We start from the raw sequence: 23,899 nt of genomic DNA, 5'->3' as shown, positions 1-23,899 counted from the left end.
ACTGATGCGTTAGGTGCTGCTTATCCTGGGTTTAATGTGTAATAGCCGTTCTTCTGTTTGGGTATGCAAAGTTATAATTATTTTGATGTCTACGGCACCGCTCAGTTCATTTGATGCCAGATCATCTTCAAATAGTATACCACTAATGTACTCAGCTATGAGGCTCGTTTGGGTATAATTGTCCGACAGACGCAATTCTGTCCGGGTAAGTGAACCTGTAACAGTACTATAGTTATACGTTACAATGTAATCAGTTATATCGGAGTCCGGGTCAGTAGGATCTGCCAGTGCCCTTGTCTGGTTTATAGTCAGGGTATGTGTGTCAGTATCCCATATTGGCGGTTCATTAGCCATCTGGATATCATTGGACAGCCAGCTGCCGGTTATGTCCAGATGGCGGATAATAGTCATATGGTCATTGCTCCGCTGAGTGACGGTAAACAACTGGAAGACACTGGTGGTCATCCCCGCCATTATTAGCCCGGTAATGGCCAAGGCAACCAGCAGTTCCACCAGAGTAAACCCATTCTGTTTGCGGCTGTATTTAAAATAGTTCTTAATCATCTGCTTGTCACGTAGTCTATCAGGGTAAAGATAATCTTGTTTACCCCGCCCTCATTGTGCTGGATAACTATAGTTATCTTCTGGATGCCTTTATCTGTAGTGCTTTGGTTATTGGTAACCACATCCCAGGGTATACCGTAAATTTTGTTTTGTATCAGGTTTCCGTCACGGTTATAAGTGCATATAATAAAAGAGTTATCAGACGGACTCAGGAATGTATAATCCGCTACTGCGCCATCTGCTGCAGACAGGTATGAAAAGCTCTTCAGCTGCTCCATGGTACTCTTGGCATAACTTTCAGAAGTAGTGCGTACGTTAGCTAGGGATACCGCTTTAACCGCTGTATTGAGGGCTGTCAGGAAAGCCACCCCGATAAGCCCTATAATAGCCAGGGCAATCAGCACCTCAATCAGGGAAAAACCCTTTTGGTGACTCAGCAGCTTTCTTCGCATTTTATTTATCCTTAGCCGATCTGCCCGTATAAGGAGTACATGGAAGATACCAGGGCAACGGCAATAAAGCCTACTACCAAACCGATACCTATAGTCATAATGGGTTGTATCATGCCTATGGCAGCACTTATCCGGTCGTCAGCTTCGGTATCATAGGTAGCTGATACGGTAGATAATGTGTCGTCAAGTTTACCGGTTTCCTCACCCACGCTTACCATTTGAACCATCATAGGCAGAAAGAGCGGGTTTTTAGTCATGGGACGGGAAAGCCCTTCGCCCCTTATCAGATCATGCTGTACTTCGGCCAGTGCGTTGCTGATAAGTTTGTTGTTTGCCGCAGTGGTGGCTTGGTTCATAATTTCAGGCAACGGCAGGCCGGCCTTAAACAGCAATGACATGGTCTGGCAGGCGCGTGAAAGCTCTGAAAGGAGCAGAATACGCCCGATTACAGGTAGTTTAAGGGCTATGCGGTCTCTATGGTATCTCCCCATTGGTGTCCGCATATAAATCACCAGCGCAGCTATCGCTATTACGAAAGCCCCTGTTACATACAGACCCCATGCCTCAAAGAAATCACTCAGGCCTATAAGTATTTTAGTCGGGGTGGGCAGTTCAGTGCCCATTTGGGAGTATAAACTGGTAAATGCAGGTAGTACGAATGTAACCATAAGCAACAGCACCAGAATACCTACCACCGCAACTACACCGGGATAGGTTAGGGCGCTTTTAATTTTCTTTTCGGTTTCTACATTCCGCTGGACAAAGTTGGCCAGATTACGGAGCACTATCTCAAGGCTGCCTCCCTGTTCACCGGCCGCAATGACCCGGTGATACAAAGGCGGGAAAGCCTTGGGGTGCTTACTCATTGCTAGAGACAGCGAACTCCCTCCGCGTATATCATTTACAATTTCGCCGATAATATCCCGGAAAAGTTTATTGGTAGTCTGTTCCTGAAGTAATTCCAGTGAAGTTACAATATCCGTACCGGATTCAAGCAGCAAAGCCAATTGGCGGGAAAACAGAATAACTTCTCTGGGTTTTACCGTTGAGAAGTTAAATGAACTGGTGGTGCTGAAGAAGGGCGTAATGGGTTTGATGCTTAAAATCTGGTAACCGCTATGGCTCAGCAGTCTCTGGGCTGCCTCCAGCGAAGTAGCCGGGATTTTCCCCTTTACAAGCCTCTTATCCTGCCCGTAAGCTACATAATTAAAATCCATTTACTTACCTCAATACTGCTCCTCCGGAGAATAAGCACTGCGTAGTACTTCGGAGGGAGTTGTTATATTATCCTTTACTTTCAGCATACCGTCTTTCATCATGGTAGTCATGCCGTCTTTAATGGATTGGGCATGTATCTCCGAGGGGGAAGCCCCGCTCAGCATGAGTCGTCTGACTTCATCGCTTATAGTCATTATTTCAAACAGGCCCACCCGTCCCAGATAGCCGGTAAAGGCACATGATTTACAGCCGCTGCCGTATACAAATTTAGTCCGCTTTTCCCCTATCTCACGTTCATAAGCCAACTGCTCAATCACCGGTGCTTCAATAGTGTGCTGGCAGTACGGGCAAATACGCCTGACCATGCGTTGGGCTACTACCCCTACCACAGCTGAAGCAATCAGGAAGGGTTCTACCCCAAGGTCTATCAGGCGGTAGAGAACACCGGTAGTATCATTGGCATGGATAGATGAAAGCATAAGGTGGCCGGTAAGGGCTGCCTGAACGGCTATATTGGCTGTTTCCGAATCACGTATTTCACCTACCAGTATTACATCAGGGTCAAGGCGGAGTATAGACCTAAGGCCGCTGGCAAAGGTAATACCTGCCTGCACATTTACCTGTATCTGGTTAATATCTTTAAAACGGTATTCCGCCGGGTCTTCTATGGTAATAATATTCTGCCGCATGATATCCAGCGAGTTTATAGATGCGTAAAGGGTAGTGGTTTTACCCGCACCGGTAGGACCGCTGATAAGTATCATGCCATAAGGCACTTTGAGCATCTTGTTATATTTTTCCAGCCCTTCAGGCAAAAAACCTAGCTGCGAAAGTTCTATAGTGGCCCGGCTTTTATCAAGCAATCGCAGTACAGACATTTCCCCGTTTACAGTTGGGGCGGTTGCCGCCCGGATATCTATTTCGCGTCCGCCGGCATTTACCGTAAACTGGCCGTCAAGTGCGTGGAAATGGTCTGCAATATTCATATCACCCAGAATTTTGATTCTGGAAATAATAGCCCGGTGGGCGGTAATAGGCAGAGACATCATGTCCTGCAGAGTGCCGTCAATACGGAAACGCACCCGCAGGCGGTCTTCGTTGGGTTCAATATGTACGTCTGATGAGCGGGCTTTTACCGCTTCTTCAATGATAAGATTAAGGGCTTGGGCTAACGGTGCGTCAATAGCCGCATCTATAGCCAGACGGTCATCTGTGACCTCACTGGGAATAGACATGCGGGAGAGGTATTTTTCAATATCCCCGTAGCCTTTATAGTTAAAGTCTATAGATTCGCGTATCTCGCGGGCATCTGCCGGTATGGGCTTTATGCGGCGTTTGGAGTGAGCAGAAAAGGCCTCAAGTGCCAGTATGTCAGACGGGTCTGCCATAGCCATTTCTAAGGTATTACCCACTATATTCAAAGGTATGGCAGTATAACGCCGGGCAAGCACCTCAGGGATAAGCTTGAGGGCTTCGGGGCGGGGCGACTGGCGCAGGTCAGTTACCCCGGTTTTGCTGTTTTTAGAATCTGTTTTGGCCGAAGTTTTTAGTACCTCTTCAGCTGTAGTTACAGCGGCACTCTCCTCGGTAGCTGTAGAAATGGGTTTAAATTTTATAAGTTTCACTTTTTGGGCATCGGCAAACTGCTGGGCATCAGGAGTTATTTTGGCTGTGGTAGCCATAATCTTGTCAGATATACCGCAGTCAAAGGCTTTGGCATCAAAGAGAGCCACATCCTGAAGTTCCATGGAAGGCTGTTTTTTAATAATATCTATACCCAGAGTGTAGTTGTCTGTATTTATATCGCTGGCCACTATGTCAAATACGTGTGAGATACCGGAACGCCCTTTGATACGGGCATTTTCTCTTATGGTATAGCCCAGCTCGGTAAGCGCCTTGATAAGGTCTTCGCGGGAGAAGATATTGTTTATACCCTCCAAACGGTTAGGCCGTTTGGAACTGGTAACCAGCAGGTCTTCCAGCCGGTCTTCGTCAAAAACCTTAATCCGCTGTTTTTCAGCAAGATTTCGGGTTTCGGGGGTAAGTTTGGGTATGGCAATAAGGATACGTTCATTTATGCCTGTATCAAAGGCTTTGTTGGCAAAATTGAAAATAGCGCCGCTTTCTTCTTCCTGGTTTGAACCCAGAATTATGCAGACCGCCATAGTCCTGGTGGTAAAGCCATCATTCCGGCGGGCCACTATGTCAAAGACATGCTCTACACCGGATTGCCCGGTTATTTTAACATCACTTTCCACCTGGTAATTGTGGCTGGACAAATAATCAGCCACCCTTTTACTAACCAGTTTGCGGAGTTCTGTGTCTTTCACTTTATTTTGTAACATTTCTAACCATATTCCAGCTTGTTTATTGGCTTTTATCCATTTTATTATAACATCTTACGCATAATTCGCATAAAGGTGCAACTATTTGTCAAAAATAAGCCAAATTTAAATATTTATAAGGCCGCAGCGTATAGCTACAACCACCGCATGCGCCCTGTCATTGGCGTTTAACTTGCGTAAAATAGCGCTGACATGGTTTTTTATGGTTTGTTCGCTTATTTCCAAATTATTGGCAATCTGTTTGTTGGTATTGCCATTGGCAATCAGGGTTAATATCTGTTTTTCGCGGTTGGTCAAAGGGGTAACAAAATTGGAAGCATCCTTACCCAGCATGGAAACATCTTGAAACTGGGCCAGTACCTGTTTGGCAAGATTGGGGCTGCTCATTAAGCTTTCATTAATAGGATATTCGCCCCGGTTAGCCCGGCGGATAGTCTCAACAAGCTCTTCTGCGGTACTGCTTTTCTTAAGACAGGCCACAGCTGCTGTCCGGATGCATTCGAACAATTCGGTATCATTGGGGTTTGGCGAAAGGATGATAACCTTGGTATTAGGAAAGGTGCGCACAATCCGTCTGCCCAAATCAAGCCCGCTGTAAGCTATCAGGTCTGAACCCAGCAGTACTACATCCGGCATCTTGCTTTCAACCTGTTCCAGGGGGTCTTTGCGAGTATCGGTTGGGAGTATCTCAAAATTATTGTCGGATAAGGCCTGGGCAACACCCGCTCTGAAAAAGGGTTGCTCATCTATGACCATTACCCTGATTTTGCTGTTGTCTTCCATTGCTTGTCCCTTCTTTTACTCCAAGTTTATTTCAGGAGCTTGGTTTTGCCTTCCCGTTCCAAAAACTGTTCCACATCTTCCTTGCGGAAGCGGCGGTCACCTCTGGCCCCAATCCGATAGGATTTAAGCACCATCTGATTACTCCAGCGACGTACGGTGTTTATATGCACATTCAGCATGTGGGCTACTTCGCTGGTAGTCAGCATGGGCGAGACTGTATTATCTTCATGATTTGCCATGGCAGTCCTTTCTTAAAGTATCTTAACCTAACTATTCAGAACTATACATGATATAAACTCTACTATCCAATCCCCCGAACGTACTAAGCTGTATAGGAAAATAGTAATATAAGTTAAGATAACTTATAGAAGCCAAAAGGTATACATTTCCTATAATGACGGAAACTAGTCTGGATTTCAACCCCCTCGTTTACGGAAAGATAGATTTTAAAGGAAAAAATATTTATGCGAGTATCTTTTTATAATATTTCCCAGTTGCTATCTTTTTAAAAACTGCTTCGTTATAATTTGTGCACGGGTAAATAACCGGGTTTGACCGGCCGGGAGTCCTCAGATAGAGGCCGGCCAAGAAGGGGATCTTACTGGTGCAAACAGAGAGACACCTGGTTGAGCTTGCTCAACAAAAAGACGAGCAGGCTTTTGCCAGATTGTACGAGGAATATTTCGATAAGATTTATCGTTATATTGCCTTGAAGATCGGCAATAAGATGGAGGCCGAAGATTTGACCCAGCAGGTCTTTATGAACATGCTCCGGTCTATATCTTCCTTCAAGTGGCAAGATAATACCCCGTTCTCTGCCTGGTTGTACCGTATTGCCCATAATCAGATTGTAGACTATCTGAGGAAAAAAAACCGCCAGCTCACGGTGGATATAGAACTGGTGACCCCGCTGGCCTGCTCTGATGACCCGGTGGAAACTACCGAAGTGAATATAGACTATGAAAAGTTTGTGGAGGTATCCGGTAAACTTACACCCGCCCAGCAGGAGGTTATTTCCCTGCGTTTTTCCTCGGATTTGCCGATTACCGAGGTGGCCAAAATAATGAATAAAACTCCGGGTGCGGTCAAGGCGCTGCAGCACAGTGCAGTGTCATCACTCCGCCGAATGCTCTCTGGAGCGTGAATAAAATGAATGTAAAAAATAATCCCGAATTTGATAATATCCTAAACGAATGCTTAGACCGTATACTTATAAACGGGCAGGATTTGGAAAGCTGCCTGCGTCTGTACCCTGACCAGGCGGTAGAGCTTGCTCCTTTGCTCAAAACCGCTACCGGTATTGATGCTCTTGCCTCAGGCTGCAAGCCTTCGGAGTCGTTCAAAGCCAAAGCCCGTTACGAATTTATGTCTGCCCTGAATGAAAGCAAGCACAAGAAAGGCTTTTTCCGGTGGCGTCTTAACTGGGCAACCGGGCTTGTCAGTGCCATTATGCTTCTTTTTGTTTCGGGCGGAGGGGTGGCAGTAGCTGCTTCCGGCAGTATGCCTGATAATCCCCTCTACAGTGTAAAGCTGGCAACCGAAGAGCTCTGGCTGAGTTTTTCCTTTGGCGAAGAGGGTAAAATAAATGCCATGAACAAGATTGCCGATAGAAGAGTTGCCGAGATAATTTATCTGGCGGATACGAATCAGGTTAGTCTGCTAAGGCAAACTAACGACAAGCTGAACTTGGCGTTGTCTGCTATGGCTAATCTGATAGGGGCTGAAGATAGTGTGATGTCGGCTGCCAACTCTCAGGGCAGAGACGATACTATCCTAACTGCGCCTGCCGCCAATTTGCCGGATAAAAGCTTTGGGTTGACTGAAAGTTTTGGCAGTAGTGTCAATATTACTCAAAATGATATTATACTTTCAGCTATTGCCAACCAGAATGCCCTTAATCTGGCTTTGGAAAGGGCTTCCGATGATGTGCGTGAGGATATGGCCTGGGTGATTGCCAATGCTATTGCGGCTTACCAAAGGATATTAAATGTTATGGATATTCCCTGAAAGCTAAGCCAGACGGCGGATTTTAATACGGGGTAACCAGTACTGAACGTCTTCGCGGTGGCAGAGTTCGGTGCCCGGCGTCATCACGGCGGCTGTCCCCATAGCTACACCTAAACGGCAGGCTTCTTCCAGACTATATCCACGGCAAAGGGATATGGCCAAGCCGGCCACCGTTGAATCACCCGCCCCCACCGCGCTTTTTACCCGTACATAGGGAGAGCTGGCTTTTATCACCTGCTTGCCGTCACTGGCTATCAGTCCCTTTTTGCCCATGGAGATTACCGCTATGCCCGCTCCCATTTGGACTATTTCCTTAGCCCCTAGTATTATTTCAGCCTCGGTTTCCAGTTTCCTGCCCAGCAGCTCTTCCGCTTCGCGGATATTGGGTTTTACCAGACAGGGTTTAGCCTTAAGCCCTGCCCGCAGGTATTTGCCGGTGGCATCCAGTATGGTTTGCTTGCCCAGTTTATGGGCACTCTTGATAAGGGTGAAATAGACGTTTGAAGGTATACCCGGCGGTACGCTGCCTGACATAACAATAAGGTTTGACGAAGCGCTTTCCCTTTGCAGGTCTTCGTGAAAAAGTTTCAGTTCAGACGGCGTTATCCGCGGGCCGGGGGCGTTAAGGTTAGTCTGGCGGCGGGTTTTAGTGTCGTATATTATAAAACAGCTTCGGGTAGGCTGGCTTATGGGAGTGAAGCGGTATTTAAGCCCCTGTTTTGCAAGCAGGGTTTCTATCTCCCGTCCCTCTTCGCCGCCTAGAAAACCGCAGGCAATGGTATCATTTCCCATTTCATGTACCGCCCGTGATACATCTATGCCTTTGCCGCCGGCATATTTGGACATAAGATGCCAGCGGTTAGTTTCGTACAGTACCAGACCATGCACGTCTATATGTTTATCCAGACAGGGGTTTAGGGTAACGGTGGTAATCATGGGTTTTCTCCCTGCTGGTAGTTGGCATACCAGTTAAGCCCGGGGTTTATAAAATTACCCGCTTTAAGTCCCAGTTTTTCATGCCAGGGGCGCCCCGTATTTTCAGCTATCTGACACAGGCGTTTAAACCTTTCGGCGGCCACGCGGTTTATAAAATCCTGGCGGTTTACCGGGTTGGTTATCTCCAAAGCTTCCTGCCAGACGGCTCTTCCGGCCAGAAAACCGGATGCCCCGCACTGGCAGGCTATCTCCAGTTCACGCACGTACAGGTTAAAATCCGCCCCGGCAGAGAGTATAGCCCAGGGTACGGGACAGATGGAGTCCAGTTTTCGGGCGGATATAAAGGCCTCATCTTCGGTCAGGCTGAAGCGGAGGTCGGCGGGAAACTCCACCTTGAGTATGTCTATACCCAGTCCTGCCAAATCTTCTACGGTGGAAAGGACTAAACCAGGTTTGTTCTTGGCAAAAAGCCCGGCATTTTTCAGTTCCTGCCCGGTGGGGTAGGTAACAGGCTCAAGCACAAAGGGGATATCCAGTTTGCGGCATTCGTCAGCCACGGTTTTTACCAGAAGCTGCTGGGTCTTGGCTAAATCTTTTATATCCGGGCGGTAATACAGCAGCAGCTTGACGGCGTTTGCCCCCAGCAGTTTTATCTTGTTTACCCCCCAGTTTTTAAGGAGTTCGGTAGTCCGGTACTCGGCCTCTCCGCCGTAACCGCTTGATTCCAGGCTGACAAGCAAGCCGCAGCCGGGTGCAATGGCGTTTTGGGCCAGGCACTCAGGCAGCCCGTAAATGGGGTCAAGGAGTACAGCACTGGCCTGTCCTGAAAAAGCCCGGCAAAGGCTCAGTTTGAAATCAGCCAGGCTGTGGTAGCATTCTTCTTCGGTGGTTTTCGGGCAGAGGTGCTTTTTTATTGAGCCGCGGTGATCCATAGCCGCAATCTCAAATAAGCCTTTCTGGCTGGCCAGAGCAGTCAGGTTAAGCAGTTTACCCGCGCTGATAGTCATCTTAGAGCCATTATGTAGCATTAAAGCATCTAAATCAAGAACTATTTGTTTTGGCAGGATATACGGGATATAATGGCTTTTAGCTATGAAAGTGGAATGTGCATCTAATATTGGTTTTTGTTTTGGCGTGCGGCGTGCTATAAACATACTGGAAAAAACAGCCGCTGAAAAGGGTGGGGTGGAGACGCTGGGTGCCTTGGTGCATAACCAGCAGGTCTTAAACCGCCTTTCGGGCATGGGTGTCCGGGTAGTAAAGAATATAGATGACATTTCCGGCCGGACGGTAGCCATTTCCTCCCACGGGGTGGGGCCTTTAGTTTTAGATGAACTGAAATCTAAGGGGCTGGAGGTAGTGGATACTACCTGTCCGTTTGTGAAAAGGGCTCAGGTAGCTGCCAAACGCTTTCATGATGCCGGTTTTTTTACCGTAATCTACGGTGATGTAAACCACCCGGAGGTTAAGGGCATTATGGGTTGGGCAGGCGGGGACGGGCTGGCTACTCTTAATCCGCAGGGACTGGTTGACGTGCCTGATGTATCCCGATATATAGGGGTGCTTTCCCAGACCACCCAGATACCCACCGGTTTCACTTCGTTTGTAAAAAATGTGATAGACCAGGCTCTGGTGAAAGATGCTGAAATCCGTATAGCGGATACTCTCTGCCACGATATCCGGGAGCGGCAGGCGGCCGCTTTGGAACTGGCAGGCAGGGTAGACCTGATGCTGGTTATCGGCGGGCATAACAGCGCCAATACCCGCCATTTGCTGGATTTGTGCAAGACTGTGTCCAGCACTTATCTGATAGAAACTGCTTCGGAACTGCAAACCGGATGGCTTAGGGGGGTAAACCGTATCGGCATTACCTCCGGGGCTTCCACTGACGAAACCACCATATCCGAAGTCTGTTCGTATCTGGGCAGCCTTTCAGCCGGAACTTAGCTTTAAATTAGCTTTAGCTTATGTTACAATCCACCTGTTATTTAGGAGGAGCAAATGAAACGGGTTTTTTCCGGTGTCCGTCCCACAGGCCGTCTCCATCTGGGCAACTACCTTGGAGCGGTTAAAAACTATGTGGCCTTGCAAGATGATTACGAATGTATTTACTGCGTAGTAGACATTCACGCTCTGACCACTTTGGAAGAAACGGATGCCTTAAAAGAAAATATATATGAAATGATGCTGGATTTGCTGGCATCGGGTCTGGACCCCAAAAAGTGTATCCTGTTTGTTCAGTCTCAGGTGCCGGAAATAAACGAACTCTTTACCCTGTTCGGCATGATTACCCCTCTAAGCTGGCTGCTTCGGGTACCCACCTTCAAGGAAAAGGTCAGGATGCACCCTGATAATGTTAACTATGGCCTGGTAGGCTATCCGGTGCTTCAGGCGGCAGATATATCCCTTTACAAGGCTGACTTAGTGCCGGTGGGGGTTGACCAGCTGCCTCATCTGGAGCTTACCCGTGAAATAGTCCGCCGGTTCAATGAAAAATTCGGGGATACCTTCCCTGAGGCGCAGGCACGCCTGACCAATTTCCCCACAGTGGTCGGTCTGGACGGCAAGGACAAAATGAGCAAGTCGCTCAACAATCATATTGAGCTGGCTCTGTCAGAGGAAGAGACTGCCAAAAAAGTAATGAGTGCGGTTACTGACCCCGCCCGCCAGTTCAAGACTGACCCCGGACACCCTGATATCTGCAACGTGTACAAGCTGCATAACTATTTTAGCCCGCAGGAGGTTACCCGGATTGCAGATGACTGCCAAAATGCCCGCATAGGCTGTGTTCAGTGCAAACGGGCTCTGGCCGAAGCTATCAACGTCTACTTGCGCCCTATCCGGGCAAAAAGAAGCAAGCTGGCTGAAAACCCTGATGAGATTTACCGTATTATGGCAGACGGGGCGGAACGGGCAGGGGCGATAGCCCGGGAGACTATTGACGAAGTCCGCCGGAAAATGAATCTCCGCTGATTCCAACTACTAGCAAATTTAAGGTTATAAAATAAGCCCCGCTTTTGGCGGGGCTTTAGTTTTACTGAATAAACAACCGGCTTATATTCCGGGACAGTTGTGCTTTAAAAAGTGGCGGAAACGCTTCATAGCCTCTTCTATATCTTTCATGGAGGTAGCATAACAGCAGCGCAGGTAACCCTCGCCGCTGTCACCAAAAGCAGTGCCGGGTACGGCGGCCACCTTTTCTTCCAGGAGCAGCTTTTCGGCAAATTCGGCTGAACTCAGTCCGGTTTTTTTGACTGAAGGAAAGGTGTAAAAAGCGCCTTTGGGCTCAAAGCAGGACAGCCCCATGTCGTTGAAGCTTTTTACTATAAAGCGGCGTCTGCGGTCATATTCCTCTACCATCAGCCGCACGTCATCCTGCCCGTTCCTCAGGGCTTCCAGGGCGGCTTTCTGGGCGGCAATAGGAGCGCACAGCATGGTATGCTGGTGTATCTTAGTCATAGCCTGGATAATATCAGCTGGACCGGCTGCATAGCCAATCCGCCAGCCGGTCATGGCATAAGTTTTGGAAAAGCCGTTTATAATCACACTCCGTTCGCGCATACCCGGCAAAGTGGCAAAGCAGGTATGTTCAAAACCGGAGTAGATAATCTTGTCATATATCTCGTCAGATACCACCAGCAGGTTCTTCTCGCAGGCTAGCTTGGCAATCTCGGCCAGTTTGGCCTTGGGCATAACCGCCCCGGTGGGGTTTGAAGGATACCCCAGCAAAATTGAACGGGTCTTGGGGGTAATTCTGGGGGCTATATCTGCCGCACTTATTTCAAAATTGTTAGCTTCAAAAGTGGGTATCTGTACCGAGTTGCCGTATGACATAAAGACACAGGAAGGATAAGCCACATAGGCTGGGTCAGTCATAAGTACTTCGTCACCGGGGTTCAGGGTGGCCCGCATAACCAGGTCCAGAGCCTCGCTTGAGCCCACGGTTATTAAGATTTCGGTTTCGGGGTTGTACTCCAGTTTGTAGGTTTGGTACAGGTATTTGGATATTTCCTGACGGAGTTCCAGAAGCCCGGCGTTTGAGGTGTACATGGTATAGCCCTTTTCCAGAGCGTAAATGGCAGATTCGCGGATATGCCACGGGGTTGTAAAGTCAGGTTCACCCACACCCAGAGAGATAGCTCCGCTGCCCATCTTGGCGGCCAGGTCAAAAAATTTGCGTATGCCGGAAGGCTTGAGCTCTTTGGCTCTGTCCGAGATAAAACCTTTGTCCGTTCCCACCAGTGATGTCATAGCTCAAACCTCTGAATGTTTATTAAAGAACTACCGGCTCGCGTTTGATATCATCGTTGCCGTCAATTATTTCACCATCTTCTTTGTAGCGTTTCAGCAGGAAATGGGTAACCGCTCCCTGCACGCCTTCAATAGGAGCCAGTTTTTGGGCTACGAAATTGGCAACCAGCTGCATAGTCTTGCCGCCTACCATTACCAGCAGGTCATATGTGCCTGAAAGCAGGTAGCAGGAACGCACCTCCGGGTAGCGGTAAATCCTTTCGGCAATGGCATCAAAACCCACATCTCTCTGGGGGCTGACCTTAACCTCAATCAAGGCGAAAACCTGCTCGTTGCCCAGTTTTTCCCAATTGACAACGGTTTTGTATTTGAGGATGGTCTTGTCAGCTTCGGCCTGTTTTATCTCGCGGCTGATATCCCCTTCGGGAAGGCCGGTCATGCAGGCCAGTCTGTCAGGTGTAATGCGGGAGTCATTTTCCAGGATTTTTAAAATGTCACTAAGCATTATTTTCTCCTGTTTGTGGTAGAGCTATTATAACAGATATATTTAAATCTAAAAAATACTCCTCTTTACTTACCGCTGTCAAAAAAATGCCCCCTGTGTACATAATACACAGGGGGCAAACAGGCTGATAAAAATATTTTAAGGCAGGGTGGTTACTATCCTTTCCCGGCTGAGGAAACGGGTCAGGTAAGTAGAAATACCCAGAATCAATATTGCCGCTCCGGCTACTATGCCCACCAAAGTCCATTGGGCATCAATATTGCTGGCCAGACCTATACCCGCACCCATCAGCCCGAACATGGGCACAAAAACTATAAGGTTTAAAATGCGGTACTCTTTCAGCCCCACATACAGGTTTAAAAAGCCCATCAGGTTTACAAAACCCAGAATAACCAGCGGTGTCACAAACAGCACCTGCACAAATATAGCCAGCGAGGGCAGTATAAACTCCCCGTTTTCAAGTCCGGTACGGATAATGGGTATCAAAACTGCCAGCAGGACAAAAGGGTAGGTGGAGGCGCTTACCCCCAGCACTTTGCCCAGCAGAATATCCCGCAGGCTGAGCGGGGTGCACATCAGGCTTTCAATAGTGCGGGTGTATTTTTCCATTACGAATGCCTGGCTGAGAAACATATAAGACATAAAGGCACTTATCATGATAGACAGGTAAAAAACCACTCCGTTAATGGATAAACCCAAGCCCGGCTGATTTGACAGGTTGTTGGAATAAAGGAAACCAAACAACAAGGGCATGATAAGTGCCTGAATAAGCATACCCCTGTTGCTGAAATTATCCCGCATTTCTTTTTTAGCTACGGTTAGTATATTTTGCATTATTTGGTCTCCTGTTTCATAGTCTCCAGATATATCTCTTCCAGAGACCGTTTGAGTTTGCGTACTTCTTCCAGCCTGATATTATGACTAGCCAGATGGCTGATTATCTTCGGGGTATCTACCCCTTCAGCCGGGGTCAGGGTTAGGCCCTCCTGGGTGCGGTGGATATCAACCGCCAGTTTGGCGGTGGTGAGCAGTTTTTCGGCTTGCTCAATATCATTTGTGTTGCCAAAGGAAAGTTCCATGCCGGGCTGGCGGTTTTTCCTATCCAAATTGGTCAGACTATCCCAGGCCAGCAGTTTGCCGCCTTTGATAATGGCCACTTTATTGCAGATACGCTGGACTTCGTCCAGGTCATGCGAATTCAGGAAAATAGTCATATTCCCCTCGCGTGAGAGGGACAGGATAAGGTCACGGAAGTTTTTCTGAGCTTCGGGGTCAAGCCCTGAGGCCGGCTCGTCCAGAAAGAGAACCTCCGGTTTGTGCATAATAGCTTTTGCCAGAGCCAGTTTACGTTTCATGCCCTTTGAAAATTTGCCTGCCGGGTCATTCCGCCGTCCGTTCAGGTCAAAAAATTCCAGCAGTTCATTTATCCGGGCTTCGCGGTTGGGTATCTGGTAGATATCTGCAAAATACCGCAGGTTTTCATAGGCGCTCAGGCGGTCATAAATGCCGTCCACCTCCAGCAGCACTCCCACTTTGCTTCTGGCGGCATCATCTCTAGCCAGATTTTTGCCATTCAAGGTTGCCTGGCCGCTGCTGGGGTTTAAAAGTCCTAAAATAATTCTCATGGTGGTGGTTTTTCCGGCGCCGTTTGGCCCCAGAAAACCGAATATTTCCCCCGGGGCGACATTAAATGTGATATTATCCAGCACCGTTTTGCCCTTGAAGATTTTGCTGAGGTTGCTTACTTCTATCATTGTCCTTCCTGTTCAGTATTATATGTAAATACTTCTTCTATAGTTGTTTTAAAAAGGGCAGCTATCTTAAAAGCCAGTTCCAGAGAAGGGGAGTATTTCCCCCGCTCTATAGATATAACAGTCTGGCGGGTTATACCCAGTTTGTCCGCCAGTTCTTCCTGAGTAAGGTTATTTATGGCTCTTAAAACCTTGAGTTTGTTTTGCATGGTATCTACATTTTGCTGCGGTAGTAAAGATTTGCCAAGTCATACAGCAGAATGAAAAATATTGCCATTCCGACAAGCAGCCAATATTCGGGAGAAGAAGCGGCGTTTTCATTTATCATCAGGTAAATCAGGGGTGCTATGCCGACTACCGGGCCGAAAATACGGATAGTAAAGCTGGCCGCCTTTTCCTGAATACGGTACTGGCGTTCGTCTGCCAATACACCCCGTACTTGGCTTCTCAGAAATATACTCATGCCTATAAGCAGAGGCACTGCCAGCAGCCCTACCAGATACCATTCGTTAATCGCAGCCCATCCTACAATGCTACCTATGGCTACTGATAGTGAAATGACTATATACCGGTAAGCTTTAATACTCATAGGTTTGTATTGTAAAACGATATATACAAAATGTCAATGATGCTGTACATTCTAAATTTAAGAAATAAACAGAAAGCGGCTGTTTCCAGCCGCCTGATTATTTATACTAACCAACCGTTTTTAAATACCGCGCCCCTGTTTGCGGGCGGCGATATCCAGAATCCCGCCTATAACCAACCCGGTAACCAGTCCTATAGTAACCCCGGTAGCCATATTGTTCAGCACATATCCCAGCTCTGCACCTATGGCCAGCCCTAGCGCCAGCCAGATGCCCATGTTTTCACCGGGGGGTGTCAGCTTGTGCTTACTCTGCAGGTGAATAACAATCCCGTTTAAGGTGTTGAAGTAGGATTCCTCATCACCTTTGGCAACAGGTTTATTCTTCAGAGTTTTCAGGCAGGCAGTCAGTGCATGGCGGAACATGCTGCAATCTTCACAGTTTTGTCCGAAATTGTCCATCTGGTAAAGGACTGTTTTAAGCCATTTAAGTCGGTATTTTTTCGCTTCCTTTTGGCTTAAATTTGCTTCCAGTTCGGAAACAGTCTCACTGCTGGTTTGGTACCATTCGCTTGGTTGCTTAATCATGGATTTCCCAACCTCTCTATAACCTGGGCGTTTCCTTGTGCCAGGCAGTGGCGCACTGGAAGGCATGGGCTATGCGCATGATAGTCTGGTCAGCAAAGGGCTTGCCTATAATTTGTAAACCCACCGGTAAACCATCTACGAAACCAGCCGGTATGCTTATGGCGGGCAATCCGGCAATATTTATGGGGATAGTACAGGTATCACACATGTACATCTCAAAGGGGTCATTCAGCTTTTCACCGACACTGAAAGGCAGGTTGGGGGTAGTAGGGGTTATCAGGGCGTCATATTTTTCAAAGGCATTGTTAAATTCCTGACTTATAAGTGTGCGTACCTTCTGGGCTTTGACATACCAGGCGTCATAATAGCCGGCAGAAAGGGCATAAGTGCCTATCATAATACGGCGTTTTACTTCAGGTCCGAATCCTTTGGCGCGGGTCTTTTCCATAGCTTCCCACATGTTTTCGGTCTGGTTGTAAGAATAACCGTATTTTACCCCGTCATATCGTGACAAATTGGCCGAAGCCTCGGAGGGTGCCAGTATGTAATAAACCGCCAGTGCGTATGGAGTATGGGGCAGAGATACCTCGTGGTCTACGCTTGCACCCAGACCCGAAAGTACGCTCAGCGCGTCATTTATCTTCTCGGCTATATCCGCCCTCATATTCTGGCTGAAATATTCTTTGGGTACACCCAGTTTAAACCCCTTTATATCCCCGTCAAGGCAGCTGCTGAAATCTGGCACTGCCTGGGGGACGGAGGTGGAGTCACGGTCATCAAAGCCGGCAATAGCATTCATTACCAGAGCACAGTCCAAAACATCTTTGGTAAAAGGGCCTATCTGGTCAAGCGAACTGGCAAAGGCTACCAGCCCGTAGCGGCTTACCATGCCGTAGCTTGGTTTCAGTCCGGTAACACTGCAGAAGCTGGCCGGCTGGCGGATAGACCCGCCGGTATCCGAACCCAGTGAAAAGACCGCTTCCGAAGCAGCCACGCAGGCAGCCGAACCTCCGGAAGAGCCGCCGGGAACTTTGGCGGTATTCCAAGGGTTTCGGGTGGTAAAGAAGGCCGAGTTTTCGGTGGAAGAACCCATGGCAAACTCGTCCATGTTGGTTTTACCCAGCAGCACCGCCCCTTCTTCGGCCAGTTTATCCACCACGTGGGCATTATACGGGGGCACAAAGTTTTCCAGCATCTTGGAGGAACAGGTGGTGCGGATACCTTTGGTGCATAATACATCTTTAAGGGCCATGGGGATACCGGTCAGCGGGCGGATATGCCCCTGTTTTATAGTTTCGTCAGCCGCTTTAGCCTGGGCTAAAGCACTCTCAGGGCAGACAGTCATAAAAGCCTTTATCTCAGGCTCAAGTTTTTCTATCCTGTCCAGATGGGCTTGGGTAAGCTCGGCGGAAGATAGCTTTCGTTCTTTCAGCAGTTTATGGGACTGGGCAATGGTCAGCTTGATTAAATCTGTCATTATTCCATCACCGCCCGTATCCGCACGTAATCACCCTCGCGTTTGGGGGCATTTGAAAGTATCTCCTCACGGTCATAAGAGGGCTTTATAATATCCTCTTTAAGTACGCTTTTAACCGGGGTGGACTGGGCGGTCGGCTCTACGCCGGTGGTATCCACCTGCTGCAGTACCTCAAAATGCTCCAGCAAGGCTGAAAGCTCTTTACTCAAGCGGTTTATTTCATCTTCCTCCAGCCCCAGTTTAGCCAGGCGGGCAATATGGAGTACATCTTCGCGGTTTAGCTTCATAATATCCCCCGTTTACAAGTCCCCAGATTATAACACTGCCGCTAAATACGGGCAACAAAGCCCGCTTTTAGCTGTATTAAGGGAAAGGTGTTATTGCTATAATAGCGGTATGAATATCCGCCTGGTCTGGACTGTATTTACTACGCTTTTAGAAGGGGCAGGCATTGCCCTGCTGGGTTTGTGGCTGCTGCCGAAGGCGGGTTTTCATTTGCCGCTTTGGGTGGTACTGCTTGCTGAGGGGGTTTTGCTGGTATTAGCGGTGTATTTTTACCATGTGGGTACGGTTACCTTAGACCAAAAACCCCGTACCGGTGCGGAAACTATTATCGGCAGCAGTGCGGTAGTGGTAGAAAACTTAAATCCTCGGGGTATGGTACGGCTGGATGGAGAGCTTTGGGAGGCAGTTACTTCCGAAGCAGGCATATCCAGCGGGCAGGAAGTGGTGGTAATAGGACGGGATAAAATGCGTCTTAGAGTAAAACCCAAATAGAGCCGTTCTTTCGCTAAAAACCGCCAAGATGTTATAATGGCGGCAATCTCAGGCAGGTCTCGGTAAAAGGGGGCTTAAGCGTGAATAACAATAATCCGGTTAAAAGGCTGATACTGGGGTTTAACAATAAGCTCTGTCTGTGTAAAAAATGCCCCAGTTACCCCGGTCATAAGGATAAAGTGGTCTACTGTGAGAGGGCAAAAAGCCCGTATGTAATCAGCAAAACAAGCTGTCTTTGCCCCCAGTGCCGGGTATGGAAGCTGAACCATTTTGCGGAGACATATTACTGCAGCAGCGGTGCGGCTCCGTTATCCCGTATTTAAGCGGTAGTTTCAAGAGAGGTGTCAAAATAGAAATAATACCGGCAATAGATATTTTAGGCGGCAGGTGTGTCCGCCTTCTTCAGGGTGATTATGCCCAGGAAACAGTATATTCGCCAGACCCGGTGGGTACGGCTATGCGATGGCAGTCTCTGGGCGCTCCCCGTTTGCATGTGGTGGATTTGGACGGTGCTGCTGACGGGGAAAGTGTTAACTTTGAGCTTATACGGGAAATAGCCAATTCGGCCCTTATACCGGTGGAAGTGGGCGGCGGTATCCGCAGTATGGATACAGTAAGGAAACTGCTTACGGCCGGGGTTGACCGGGTAATACTGGGTACGGCAGCGGTGGAAAACCCGGAGCTGGTCAGGGAAATATGTGCCAGATACGCTGACTCGGTAGCCGTCAGTATAGACGCCAGGAACGGCAAGGTGGCCACCCGCGGCTGGGTAAACAGTACCGAAGTGGATGCTTTGGAGCTGGCCCGCAGTATGAAAAAACTGGGTGTGAAGCGTTTTATTTACACTGATATCAGCCGTGACGGCACTCTGAGTGAACCTAACTTTGCGGCTATACGAGACCTTATTTCGGCTATAAATATGCCGGTTATAGCTTCAGGGGGTGTTTCCAGCCTGAGCCATTTGCGCCTTTTGAAAGATATCGGTGCGGAGGGGGCTATTGTGGGCAAGGCCATTTATACCGGTGACCTGAACCTTAAACGGGCCTTTGAAGAGTTGTCCTAGATTAGCTTAGAAATTTGCTTCATACATCAGGTAATGGCTGGGGGTCATGCCAAGTTCGGCATAGGTGGCTTGGGCGCGTTTGTTTTCTTTCTCTACATATAAACGCAGGCCGCAGACATTGCCTGCTTCTTTAGCCTGCTTAGTCAGACTTTCATACATAGCCCGGAAGATACCCTGGCGGCGGAATTCGGGCTTTATATATACGCTTTGCACCCACCAGTAAAATTTATTCCGCCAGTCACTCCATTCGTAGGTAACCATAAGCGAACCGGCGGTTTCCCCGTTACAGTCGGCTATCAGGTAAAAGCCGTATTCGGGGTTTTCAAAAAGATAAGCGGCCCCTTTCAGGGTAGTATCTCTATCCAGTGCCTTGTTTTCGGTTTCCAGGGCCATAGATGCATTAAAACCGGCAATCGTATTTGTATCACGGCTGTCTGCCCGTCGGATGCAAAGTGACTTCTCCAAAATGTACCTCCTGTGTTTAGCTGGCTGCTTATTTCAATGTTTAATATCACTTACAAGATGCACTTTAAATCAATTCCTGATAAAATAACATTTTCTACGCAAAAATAAAAACGGGAGATAATGTATTCAAATGGAACTCAAACTGGATGATAAAGGGCTTATAGCCGCCATAGTGCAGGATGTGAAGGATGGCACAGTGTTGATGCTGGGCTATATGAACACCGAATCCTTCAAGCTTACTCAGGAAACCGGCAGTGTTTGGTTTTATAGCCGCAGCCGCCAGGAGCTTTGGAATAAAGGCGCCACCTCCGGCAACAAGCTCATTGTCAAAGAGATGTATCTTGACTGTGACAATGACGCCGTGCTGGTAAAGGCTGAACCTATGGGTCCTACCTGCCATACCGGCAACCGCAGCTGTTTTTTCAAACCTGTAGAGCTTAAATAGCCGCTTCGCACTCGGGGCAGGCTTTTTGGGGAATATAATCGGGGTTGTCCATCTCAACTGTCTTCTTAAGGGCGGTGATGGCAACCTCGATTTGCTTTATATCCGGCTGGCGGGTAGTCAGTGACTGCAAAGCCAGGCCCGGTTTAATCAAAAAACGGACTACCGGGTTGTGGCAGTGTCCGGCGCTGAAACGGGTAAATTCATAGCTTAAGGCCGCGATTACCGGCACTAGTATTATCCGGGAAGCAAACATAACCGCAAAGGCAGGCTTGCCTATCAGGCTGAATACCAGTATGGCTATTACCATTACCGCCAGCAGAAAGCTGGTGCCGCAGCGGAGGTGGGCGGTAGAGTAAGTTTTTATTTCGGCAGCCCTTTCCAGTTCAAGCGGCACACCGGCCTCAAAGGCATTTATGGTGGCGTGTTCTGCCCCGTGATAACCAAATACTCGTTTGATATCTGGTGTCAGGGTAACCAGTTTTATATAAATGACAAATATCACCAGCCTTACTATACCCTCAATCAGGTTAAACAAAACGGCTGATTCCAGAAATGAACTCATAAGGTTAGTGATGAACAAGGGCGCCAGAAAGAAAAGGACTACGCTGGAACCCAGTGACACCAAAAGCATCAGCCACAAAAGCCCGCCTGAAAGTTCTTCTTCTTCTTCCTTCAGGGCTATATTGGCCGAATATATAAGGCTCTGAATACCCAGAATCATGCTCTCAATAAGTACAATAGCCCCCCGTATAATGGGCATTTTGCGCCATTTGCTGGTATAAAGCGAATGCAGGGGTCTTACTTCGGTGGTGATTTCACCGCCGGGGTTGCGTACCGCAGTGGCCAGGTTTTTCTGGCCGCGCATCATTACCCCTTCAAGTACCGCCTGTCCGCCGTAATAAAATTTTTCTGCCAATATACTACTCCGTCATAAACAAAAAGGAGCGGCTTTTAGTACCGCTCCTTTTATTATCGCATTTTTAAATGGTAAATGCTTAGGTTTTGTTGCCGTAACGCTGGCGGAATTTCTCCACCCGTCCGGCGGTGTCAACCATTCTTTTCTCACCGGTGTAGAAGGGGTGGCACTGGGCACAAAGCTCTACCTTGATGCTGTCCTTAGTAGAACCCACGGTAAAAGTGTTGCCGCAGGCACAGCTTACGTTGGTGGCGGTATTATATTTAGGGTGTATTTTTTCCTTCATACGACCTTAGTCAGCAATTACGCTGACTTTCCTCCTGTCATTAGTGGTGGGCTCAAACTTTACCACACCTTCGCAGGTGGCGAAGATGGTGTAATCGCGGCCCAATCCGACATTTTCACCGGGGTGAATGCGGGTGCCTCTCTGGCGGACAATAATTGTCCCTGAGTTCACCTTTTCACCGGCAAAACGTTTCACGCCCAACATTTTGGGCTTGCTATCACGTCCGTTCTTTGTAGAACCCGCACCTTTTTTATGCGCCATCTGTAGTTACCTCGTTAGTTTTCTTGGCTCTGGGCTTGCGGGCAGGCTTTTCGGCAGCCCCGCCGGTCAGAATCTCACCTATAGTCAGTACAGTGTACAGCTGGCGATGTCCCGTTTTCTTGTGATTGCGGGTTTTAGCCTTGAAGCGGTAAGCAAAGACCTTGTCACCCTTGATATGGCCGGCAACAGTGGCAGTTACCTTGGCACCCGGAACAGTGGGGGAGCCTATAGTAACGGTTTCACCGTCATTAAGCATCAGAACCTTGTCCAGTTCAATGCTGTCACCCTCAGCTAGGTCAAGTAAGTCTACTTCGACCAGCTGGCCGGGTGTTACCTTGTATTGTTTTCCACCGGATTCAATTATGGCGTAAATGTTGACACCTCCCAAAAGCAAAGCAATATTATACAGTAGAATATATTAAAACGCAAAGCCACCTGGCTTTTAAACAAAACCTTCTAAAAATAATATGTTCAGAGACGCTTGTCAAGAACCTCTGCAAAACTTGTCCCTATAATTTAGCCTAAAACCGCCAAATTAGCAAAATATTCTTTTGGGGGATATACATCTCGGCGGGCATGTGGAGTTATACTCAAAGTATCAGGTGAAGGAGGGGCAAAATGACTAACAGAGTATTTGTCACTGGCGGCAGCGGGTTTGTGGGCGGGCATTTGCTGCCCAGATTGGCTGAAAACGGCTTTAAAATCCGTCTGCTGGTTATGAATGAGGCTGAAGCCAAGCGGGTAAAAACCCCCGGAGTGGAGTTTGTGTACGGTACGGTTAATGACCTGCCGGTGCTTATGGAGAGTATGAAGGGTATTTTTGCCGTCATACATCTGGTGGCCATACTGCGTGAAAATAAAAATGCTACCTTTGAGAAGGTAAATATAGAAGGCACAAAGAATATGCTGGCGGCCGCTGCCGAAAACGGGGTAAAAAGGTTTATCCATATGGGGATATTGGGTGCCAGCGCGGACCCCCGTTTTACCTACCTCCATTCCAAGTATCTGGCTGAAGAAGCGGTCAGCAAATCAGGTCTGGATTACAGTATTTTAAAGCCTTCGGTCATGTTCGGACAGGGAGCCGGGTTTATAAATGCCCTTATCCGTTCATTTAAGCCCTATCCCTTACTTGCCCCAGTTGCCGGAAACGGGAAAACCCGCCTTCAGCCTGTCTGGGTGGAGGACGTGGTCAGCTGCCTGCTGAAAATGCTGGACGGTGAAAAGATACATCAGAGCGTACAGATTGGCGGACCCCAGATATTTACTTATGATGAGGTTCTTTCGGCGGTGATGCAGGCTATGGGGGTAAAAAAGCCCCGGATGCATGTACCTGTGAGTTTGATGCATCCGCTGGTTTGGCTGATGGAACGCACCAGTTCCAATCCGCCTATTACTCTGCCAGAGCTTAAAGCTTTGTCAGTAGACAACATAACTGCAGAAAATGCTATAAAGAGAGAGTTTGGTTTTGACCCCAGGCCTCTTTCGGAAGGGCTTGATTACCTTAAGACAGCTCCAGCCGTTCCTTAGCCAGTAGCTGAACGCAGGTTTTCAAGTCTTCAAAACGGCAGTTGTTGTTTATCACCAGGTTTGCGTATTTGAGGCGTTCATTATCGGTTGCTTGGGACTGGATACGGGCCAGAGCCTGTTCACGGCTTAGCCCCATGCGGTTGTGCAGCCGTTTGAAGATGCTCTCTTTGGGAGCGGTGATAAGCCAGACTTCATTTACCAGCTTCAGCCAACCTGCTTCTACCAGCAGAGGGGCTTCAATGGCTACTGATTTTATGCCCTTTTCACGGTATTCTTCAAGCAGGGAGGAAATGGCCTGTTCTATCAGGGGGTGGGTGATTTTATTCAAGCGTTCCAGTCTTTCGGGATAACCGAAAACCAGTTCCCCCAGTATCTTGCGGTTGATACTCCCGTCAGGGTTCATCACTTCGCTGCCGAATACATCTGTTATCCTGGTGCGGATACCTTTATTCTGGAGTACACGGTGGCCAATCTCGTCGGCATCAATGATATTGACTCCGAGTTCCTTTAAATAACGGCATACGGTAGTCTTGCCACTGCCGATACCACCGGTAATGCCTACAATTTTCATTGAATTAGTCTAGTCTTTTAAAAAAATCAGGTCAAGTAAATTTGCGCAAAGATGTTTCTGTATACCAGAAATCTCAGTTTCCATTTTCAAAGCGGGTGTATTCTTGTCTAAGTATATGCCTGACA

The 23,899-nt window shown here is 48.1% G+C and carries 32 protein-coding genes; 9 read left to right on the top strand and 23 right to left on the bottom strand.

The features are described from left to right. Positions 1-9: 9 nt before the first annotated feature. From ASJ33_RS06920 to ASJ33_RS06895, 6 genes are all read right to left on the bottom strand, one after another. Positions 10-564: a PulJ/GspJ family protein gene (locus tag ASJ33_RS06920; RefSeq protein WP_012882396.1), complete on the bottom strand. Its 555-nt coding sequence runs from the start codon at positions 562-564 to the stop codon at positions 10-12. Further along, a complete protein-coding gene (locus tag ASJ33_RS06915) occupies positions 561-1,016 on the bottom strand; it encodes a type IV pilus modification PilV family protein (protein WP_041331272.1) in 456 nt (151 codons plus the stop codon). Before ASJ33_RS06915 ends, ASJ33_RS06920 begins: the two co-directional genes overlap by 4 nt. Positions 1,017-1,027: 11 nt before the next feature. Continuing rightward, a complete protein-coding gene (locus tag ASJ33_RS06910) occupies positions 1,028-2,233 on the bottom strand; it encodes a type II secretion system F family protein (protein WP_012882394.1) in 1,206 nt (401 codons plus the stop codon). 9 nt (positions 2,234-2,242) lie between these two features. Next, entirely contained in the window at positions 2,243-4,579 is a 2,337-nt protein-coding gene (locus tag ASJ33_RS06905; RefSeq protein WP_041331270.1) for a GspE/PulE family protein, read from the bottom strand. A 105-nt stretch (positions 4,580-4,684) separates the two neighbouring features. Continuing rightward, positions 4,685-5,362 carry a LuxR C-terminal-related transcriptional regulator gene (locus ASJ33_RS06900; RefSeq protein WP_023652662.1) on the bottom strand — a complete coding sequence of 226 codons (678 nt, stop codon included), beginning with the start codon at positions 5,360-5,362 and terminating at the stop codon, positions 4,685-4,687. Positions 5,363-5,388: 26 nt separating this feature from the next. Beyond that, positions 5,389-5,601, bottom strand: a complete 213-nt coding sequence (locus tag ASJ33_RS06895; protein ID WP_012882391.1) for a helix-turn-helix domain-containing protein — start codon at positions 5,599-5,601, stop codon at positions 5,389-5,391. 365 nt (positions 5,602-5,966) lie between these two features. Between ASJ33_RS06895 and ASJ33_RS06890 the strand changes: the two genes are divergently transcribed. Both ASJ33_RS06890 and ASJ33_RS06885 read left to right on the top strand, forming a co-directional pair. Beyond that, complete coding sequence (locus ASJ33_RS06890; RefSeq protein WP_041331269.1) at positions 5,967-6,506, top strand: ECF subfamily RNA polymerase sigma factor, BldN family; 540 nt, start codon at positions 5,967-5,969, stop codon at positions 6,504-6,506. 5 nt (positions 6,507-6,511) lie between these two features. After that, positions 6,512-7,369, top strand: coding sequence for a DUF5667 domain-containing protein (locus tag ASJ33_RS06885; RefSeq protein ID WP_041331267.1), 858 nt, complete (start codon positions 6,512-6,514; stop codon positions 7,367-7,369). A gap of 3 nt (positions 7,370-7,372) precedes the next feature. Here the strand turns inward: ASJ33_RS06885 and pfkB are convergent, their stop codons facing one another. Together pfkB and ASJ33_RS06875 are read right to left on the bottom strand one after the other, a co-directional pair. Further along, entirely contained in the window at positions 7,373-8,305 is a 933-nt protein-coding gene (pfkB, locus tag ASJ33_RS06880; protein ID WP_041331265.1) for a 1-phosphofructokinase, read from the bottom strand. Then, positions 8,302-9,312, bottom strand: a complete 1,011-nt coding sequence (locus ASJ33_RS06875; RefSeq protein WP_041331263.1) for a tagatose 1,6-diphosphate aldolase — start codon at positions 9,310-9,312, stop codon at positions 8,302-8,304. Before ASJ33_RS06875 ends, pfkB begins: the two co-directional genes overlap by 4 nt. 85 nt (positions 9,313-9,397) lie before the next feature. Here ASJ33_RS06875 and ispH point away from each other — a divergent pair, with 85 nt between their 5' ends. Continuing rightward, positions 9,398-10,252 carry a 4-hydroxy-3-methylbut-2-enyl diphosphate reductase gene (gene ispH, locus ASJ33_RS06870; RefSeq protein WP_023652657.1) on the top strand — a complete coding sequence of 285 codons (855 nt, stop codon included), beginning with the start codon at positions 9,398-9,400 and terminating at the stop codon, positions 10,250-10,252. A 54-nt stretch (positions 10,253-10,306) separates the two neighbouring features. Further along, entirely contained in the window at positions 10,307-11,278 is a 972-nt protein-coding gene (gene trpS, locus ASJ33_RS06865) for a tryptophan--tRNA ligase (RefSeq protein ID WP_012882385.1), read from the top strand. A gap of 81 nt (positions 11,279-11,359) precedes the next feature. Here trpS and ASJ33_RS06860 read toward each other — a convergent pair whose 3' ends face one another. From ASJ33_RS06860 to gatC, 9 genes are all read right to left on the bottom strand, one after another. After that, on the bottom strand, positions 11,360-12,556 hold the full coding sequence (locus ASJ33_RS06860; protein WP_041331262.1) for an aminotransferase class I/II-fold pyridoxal phosphate-dependent enzyme: 1,197 nt from the start codon (positions 12,554-12,556) through the stop codon (positions 11,360-11,362). 22 nt (positions 12,557-12,578) lie between these two features. Continuing rightward, the gene (locus tag ASJ33_RS06855; protein WP_023652655.1) at positions 12,579-13,061 is read right to left on the bottom strand and encodes an Lrp/AsnC family transcriptional regulator; all 483 of its coding nucleotides are present in this window, start codon (positions 13,059-13,061) and stop codon (positions 12,579-12,581) included. A 138-nt stretch (positions 13,062-13,199) separates the two neighbouring features. Further along, complete coding sequence (locus ASJ33_RS06850) at positions 13,200-13,895, bottom strand: ABC transporter permease (protein WP_012882382.1); 696 nt, start codon at positions 13,893-13,895, stop codon at positions 13,200-13,202. Continuing rightward, positions 13,895-14,815 (bottom strand): ABC transporter ATP-binding protein, encoded by a 921-nt coding sequence (locus ASJ33_RS06845; protein WP_023652651.1) that lies wholly within the window; start codon positions 14,813-14,815, stop codon positions 13,895-13,897. Before ASJ33_RS06845 ends, ASJ33_RS06850 begins: the two co-directional genes overlap by 1 nt. After that, positions 14,812-15,021 carry a helix-turn-helix transcriptional regulator gene (locus ASJ33_RS06840; RefSeq protein WP_012882380.1) on the bottom strand — a complete coding sequence of 70 codons (210 nt, stop codon included), beginning with the start codon at positions 15,019-15,021 and terminating at the stop codon, positions 14,812-14,814. Before ASJ33_RS06840 ends, ASJ33_RS06845 begins: the two co-directional genes overlap by 4 nt. 5 nt (positions 15,022-15,026) lie before the next feature. Beyond that, positions 15,027-15,401 (bottom strand): DUF2178 domain-containing protein, encoded by a 375-nt coding sequence (locus ASJ33_RS06835; RefSeq protein WP_023652650.1) that lies wholly within the window; start codon positions 15,399-15,401, stop codon positions 15,027-15,029. 120 nt (positions 15,402-15,521) lie between these two features. After that, positions 15,522-15,986 carry a hypothetical protein gene (locus tag ASJ33_RS06830; RefSeq protein ID WP_041331259.1) on the bottom strand — a complete coding sequence of 155 codons (465 nt, stop codon included), beginning with the start codon at positions 15,984-15,986 and terminating at the stop codon, positions 15,522-15,524. Between the two features lie 16 nt (positions 15,987-16,002). Next, positions 16,003-17,463, bottom strand: a complete 1,461-nt coding sequence (gatA, locus tag ASJ33_RS06825; RefSeq protein ID WP_041331258.1) for an Asp-tRNA(Asn)/Glu-tRNA(Gln) amidotransferase subunit GatA — start codon at positions 17,461-17,463, stop codon at positions 16,003-16,005. Beyond that, positions 17,463-17,750 (bottom strand): Asp-tRNA(Asn)/Glu-tRNA(Gln) amidotransferase subunit GatC, encoded by a 288-nt coding sequence (gene gatC, locus ASJ33_RS06820; protein WP_023652647.1) that lies wholly within the window; start codon positions 17,748-17,750, stop codon positions 17,463-17,465. The genes gatA and gatC overlap by 1 nt, the downstream gene beginning before the upstream one ends. Positions 17,751-17,859: 109 nt before the next feature. Between gatC and ASJ33_RS06815 the strand changes: the two genes are divergently transcribed. The 3 genes from ASJ33_RS06815 (at position 17,860) to hisA (ending at position 19,303) form a co-directional block, all read left to right on the top strand. Next, positions 17,860-18,240 carry an NfeD family protein gene (locus tag ASJ33_RS06815; protein WP_041331257.1) on the top strand — a complete coding sequence of 127 codons (381 nt, stop codon included), beginning with the start codon at positions 17,860-17,862 and terminating at the stop codon, positions 18,238-18,240. A gap of 80 nt (positions 18,241-18,320) precedes the next feature. Continuing rightward, positions 18,321-18,563 (top strand): DUF2769 domain-containing protein, encoded by a 243-nt coding sequence (locus ASJ33_RS08635; protein WP_072555785.1) that lies wholly within the window; start codon positions 18,321-18,323, stop codon positions 18,561-18,563. After that, positions 18,527-19,303 (top strand): 1-(5-phosphoribosyl)-5-[(5-phosphoribosylamino)methylideneamino]imidazole-4-carboxamide isomerase, encoded by a 777-nt coding sequence (hisA, locus tag ASJ33_RS06805; protein ID WP_041331807.1) that lies wholly within the window; start codon positions 18,527-18,529, stop codon positions 19,301-19,303. The genes ASJ33_RS08635 and hisA overlap by 37 nt, the downstream gene beginning before the upstream one ends. Before the next feature lie 6 nt (positions 19,304-19,309). Here the strand turns inward: hisA and ASJ33_RS06800 are convergent, their stop codons facing one another. Further along, the gene (locus ASJ33_RS06800; protein ID WP_041331255.1) at positions 19,310-19,768 is read right to left on the bottom strand and encodes a GNAT family N-acetyltransferase; all 459 of its coding nucleotides are present in this window, start codon (positions 19,766-19,768) and stop codon (positions 19,310-19,312) included. A 130-nt stretch (positions 19,769-19,898) separates the two neighbouring features. On the opposite strand from ASJ33_RS06800, the gene hisI reads away from it, so the two are divergent. Beyond that, positions 19,899-20,213: a phosphoribosyl-AMP cyclohydrolase gene (gene hisI, locus ASJ33_RS06795; protein ID WP_012882372.1), complete on the top strand. Its 315-nt coding sequence runs from the start codon at positions 19,899-19,901 to the stop codon at positions 20,211-20,213. Here the strand turns inward: hisI and ASJ33_RS06790 are convergent. The 4 genes from ASJ33_RS06790 to rplU form a co-directional block, all read right to left on the bottom strand. Further along, positions 20,206-21,129 (bottom strand): DUF1385 domain-containing protein, encoded by a 924-nt coding sequence (locus tag ASJ33_RS06790; protein ID WP_041331253.1) that lies wholly within the window; start codon positions 21,127-21,129, stop codon positions 20,206-20,208. The two genes, hisI and ASJ33_RS06790, sit on opposite strands and share 8 nt — an antisense overlap. Before the next feature lie 79 nt (positions 21,130-21,208). After that, a complete protein-coding gene (gene rpmE, locus ASJ33_RS06785; protein WP_010937015.1) occupies positions 21,209-21,415 on the bottom strand; it encodes a 50S ribosomal protein L31 in 207 nt (68 codons plus the stop codon). A gap of 6 nt (positions 21,416-21,421) precedes the next feature. Next, positions 21,422-21,676 (bottom strand): 50S ribosomal protein L27, encoded by a 255-nt coding sequence (gene rpmA, locus ASJ33_RS06780; protein ID WP_023652641.1) that lies wholly within the window; start codon positions 21,674-21,676, stop codon positions 21,422-21,424. Then, entirely contained in the window at positions 21,666-22,064 is a 399-nt protein-coding gene (gene rplU, locus ASJ33_RS06775; protein ID WP_172812221.1) for a 50S ribosomal protein L21, read from the bottom strand. The genes rpmA and rplU overlap by 11 nt, the downstream gene beginning before the upstream one ends. 230 nt (positions 22,065-22,294) lie before the next feature. Between rplU and ASJ33_RS06770 the strand changes: the two genes are divergently transcribed. Then, positions 22,295-23,203: a complex I NDUFA9 subunit family protein gene (locus tag ASJ33_RS06770; RefSeq protein ID WP_041331249.1), complete on the top strand. Its 909-nt coding sequence runs from the start codon at positions 22,295-22,297 to the stop codon at positions 23,201-23,203. Here the strand turns inward: ASJ33_RS06770 and coaE are convergent. Further along, complete coding sequence (coaE, locus tag ASJ33_RS06765; RefSeq protein WP_023652638.1) at positions 23,178-23,774, bottom strand: dephospho-CoA kinase; 597 nt, start codon at positions 23,772-23,774, stop codon at positions 23,178-23,180. The two genes, ASJ33_RS06770 and coaE, sit on opposite strands and share 26 nt — an antisense overlap. Positions 23,775-23,899 lie beyond the last annotated feature (125 nt).

This window comes from Dehalococcoides mccartyi (assembly GCF_001889305.1).
Taxonomy (GTDB): Bacteria; Chloroflexota; Dehalococcoidia; order Dehalococcoidales; family Dehalococcoidaceae; genus Dehalococcoides; species Dehalococcoides mccartyi_A.
Note: the sequence above shows the minus strand (reverse complement) of the source record. Positions and strands in the feature narration are given on the sequence as shown.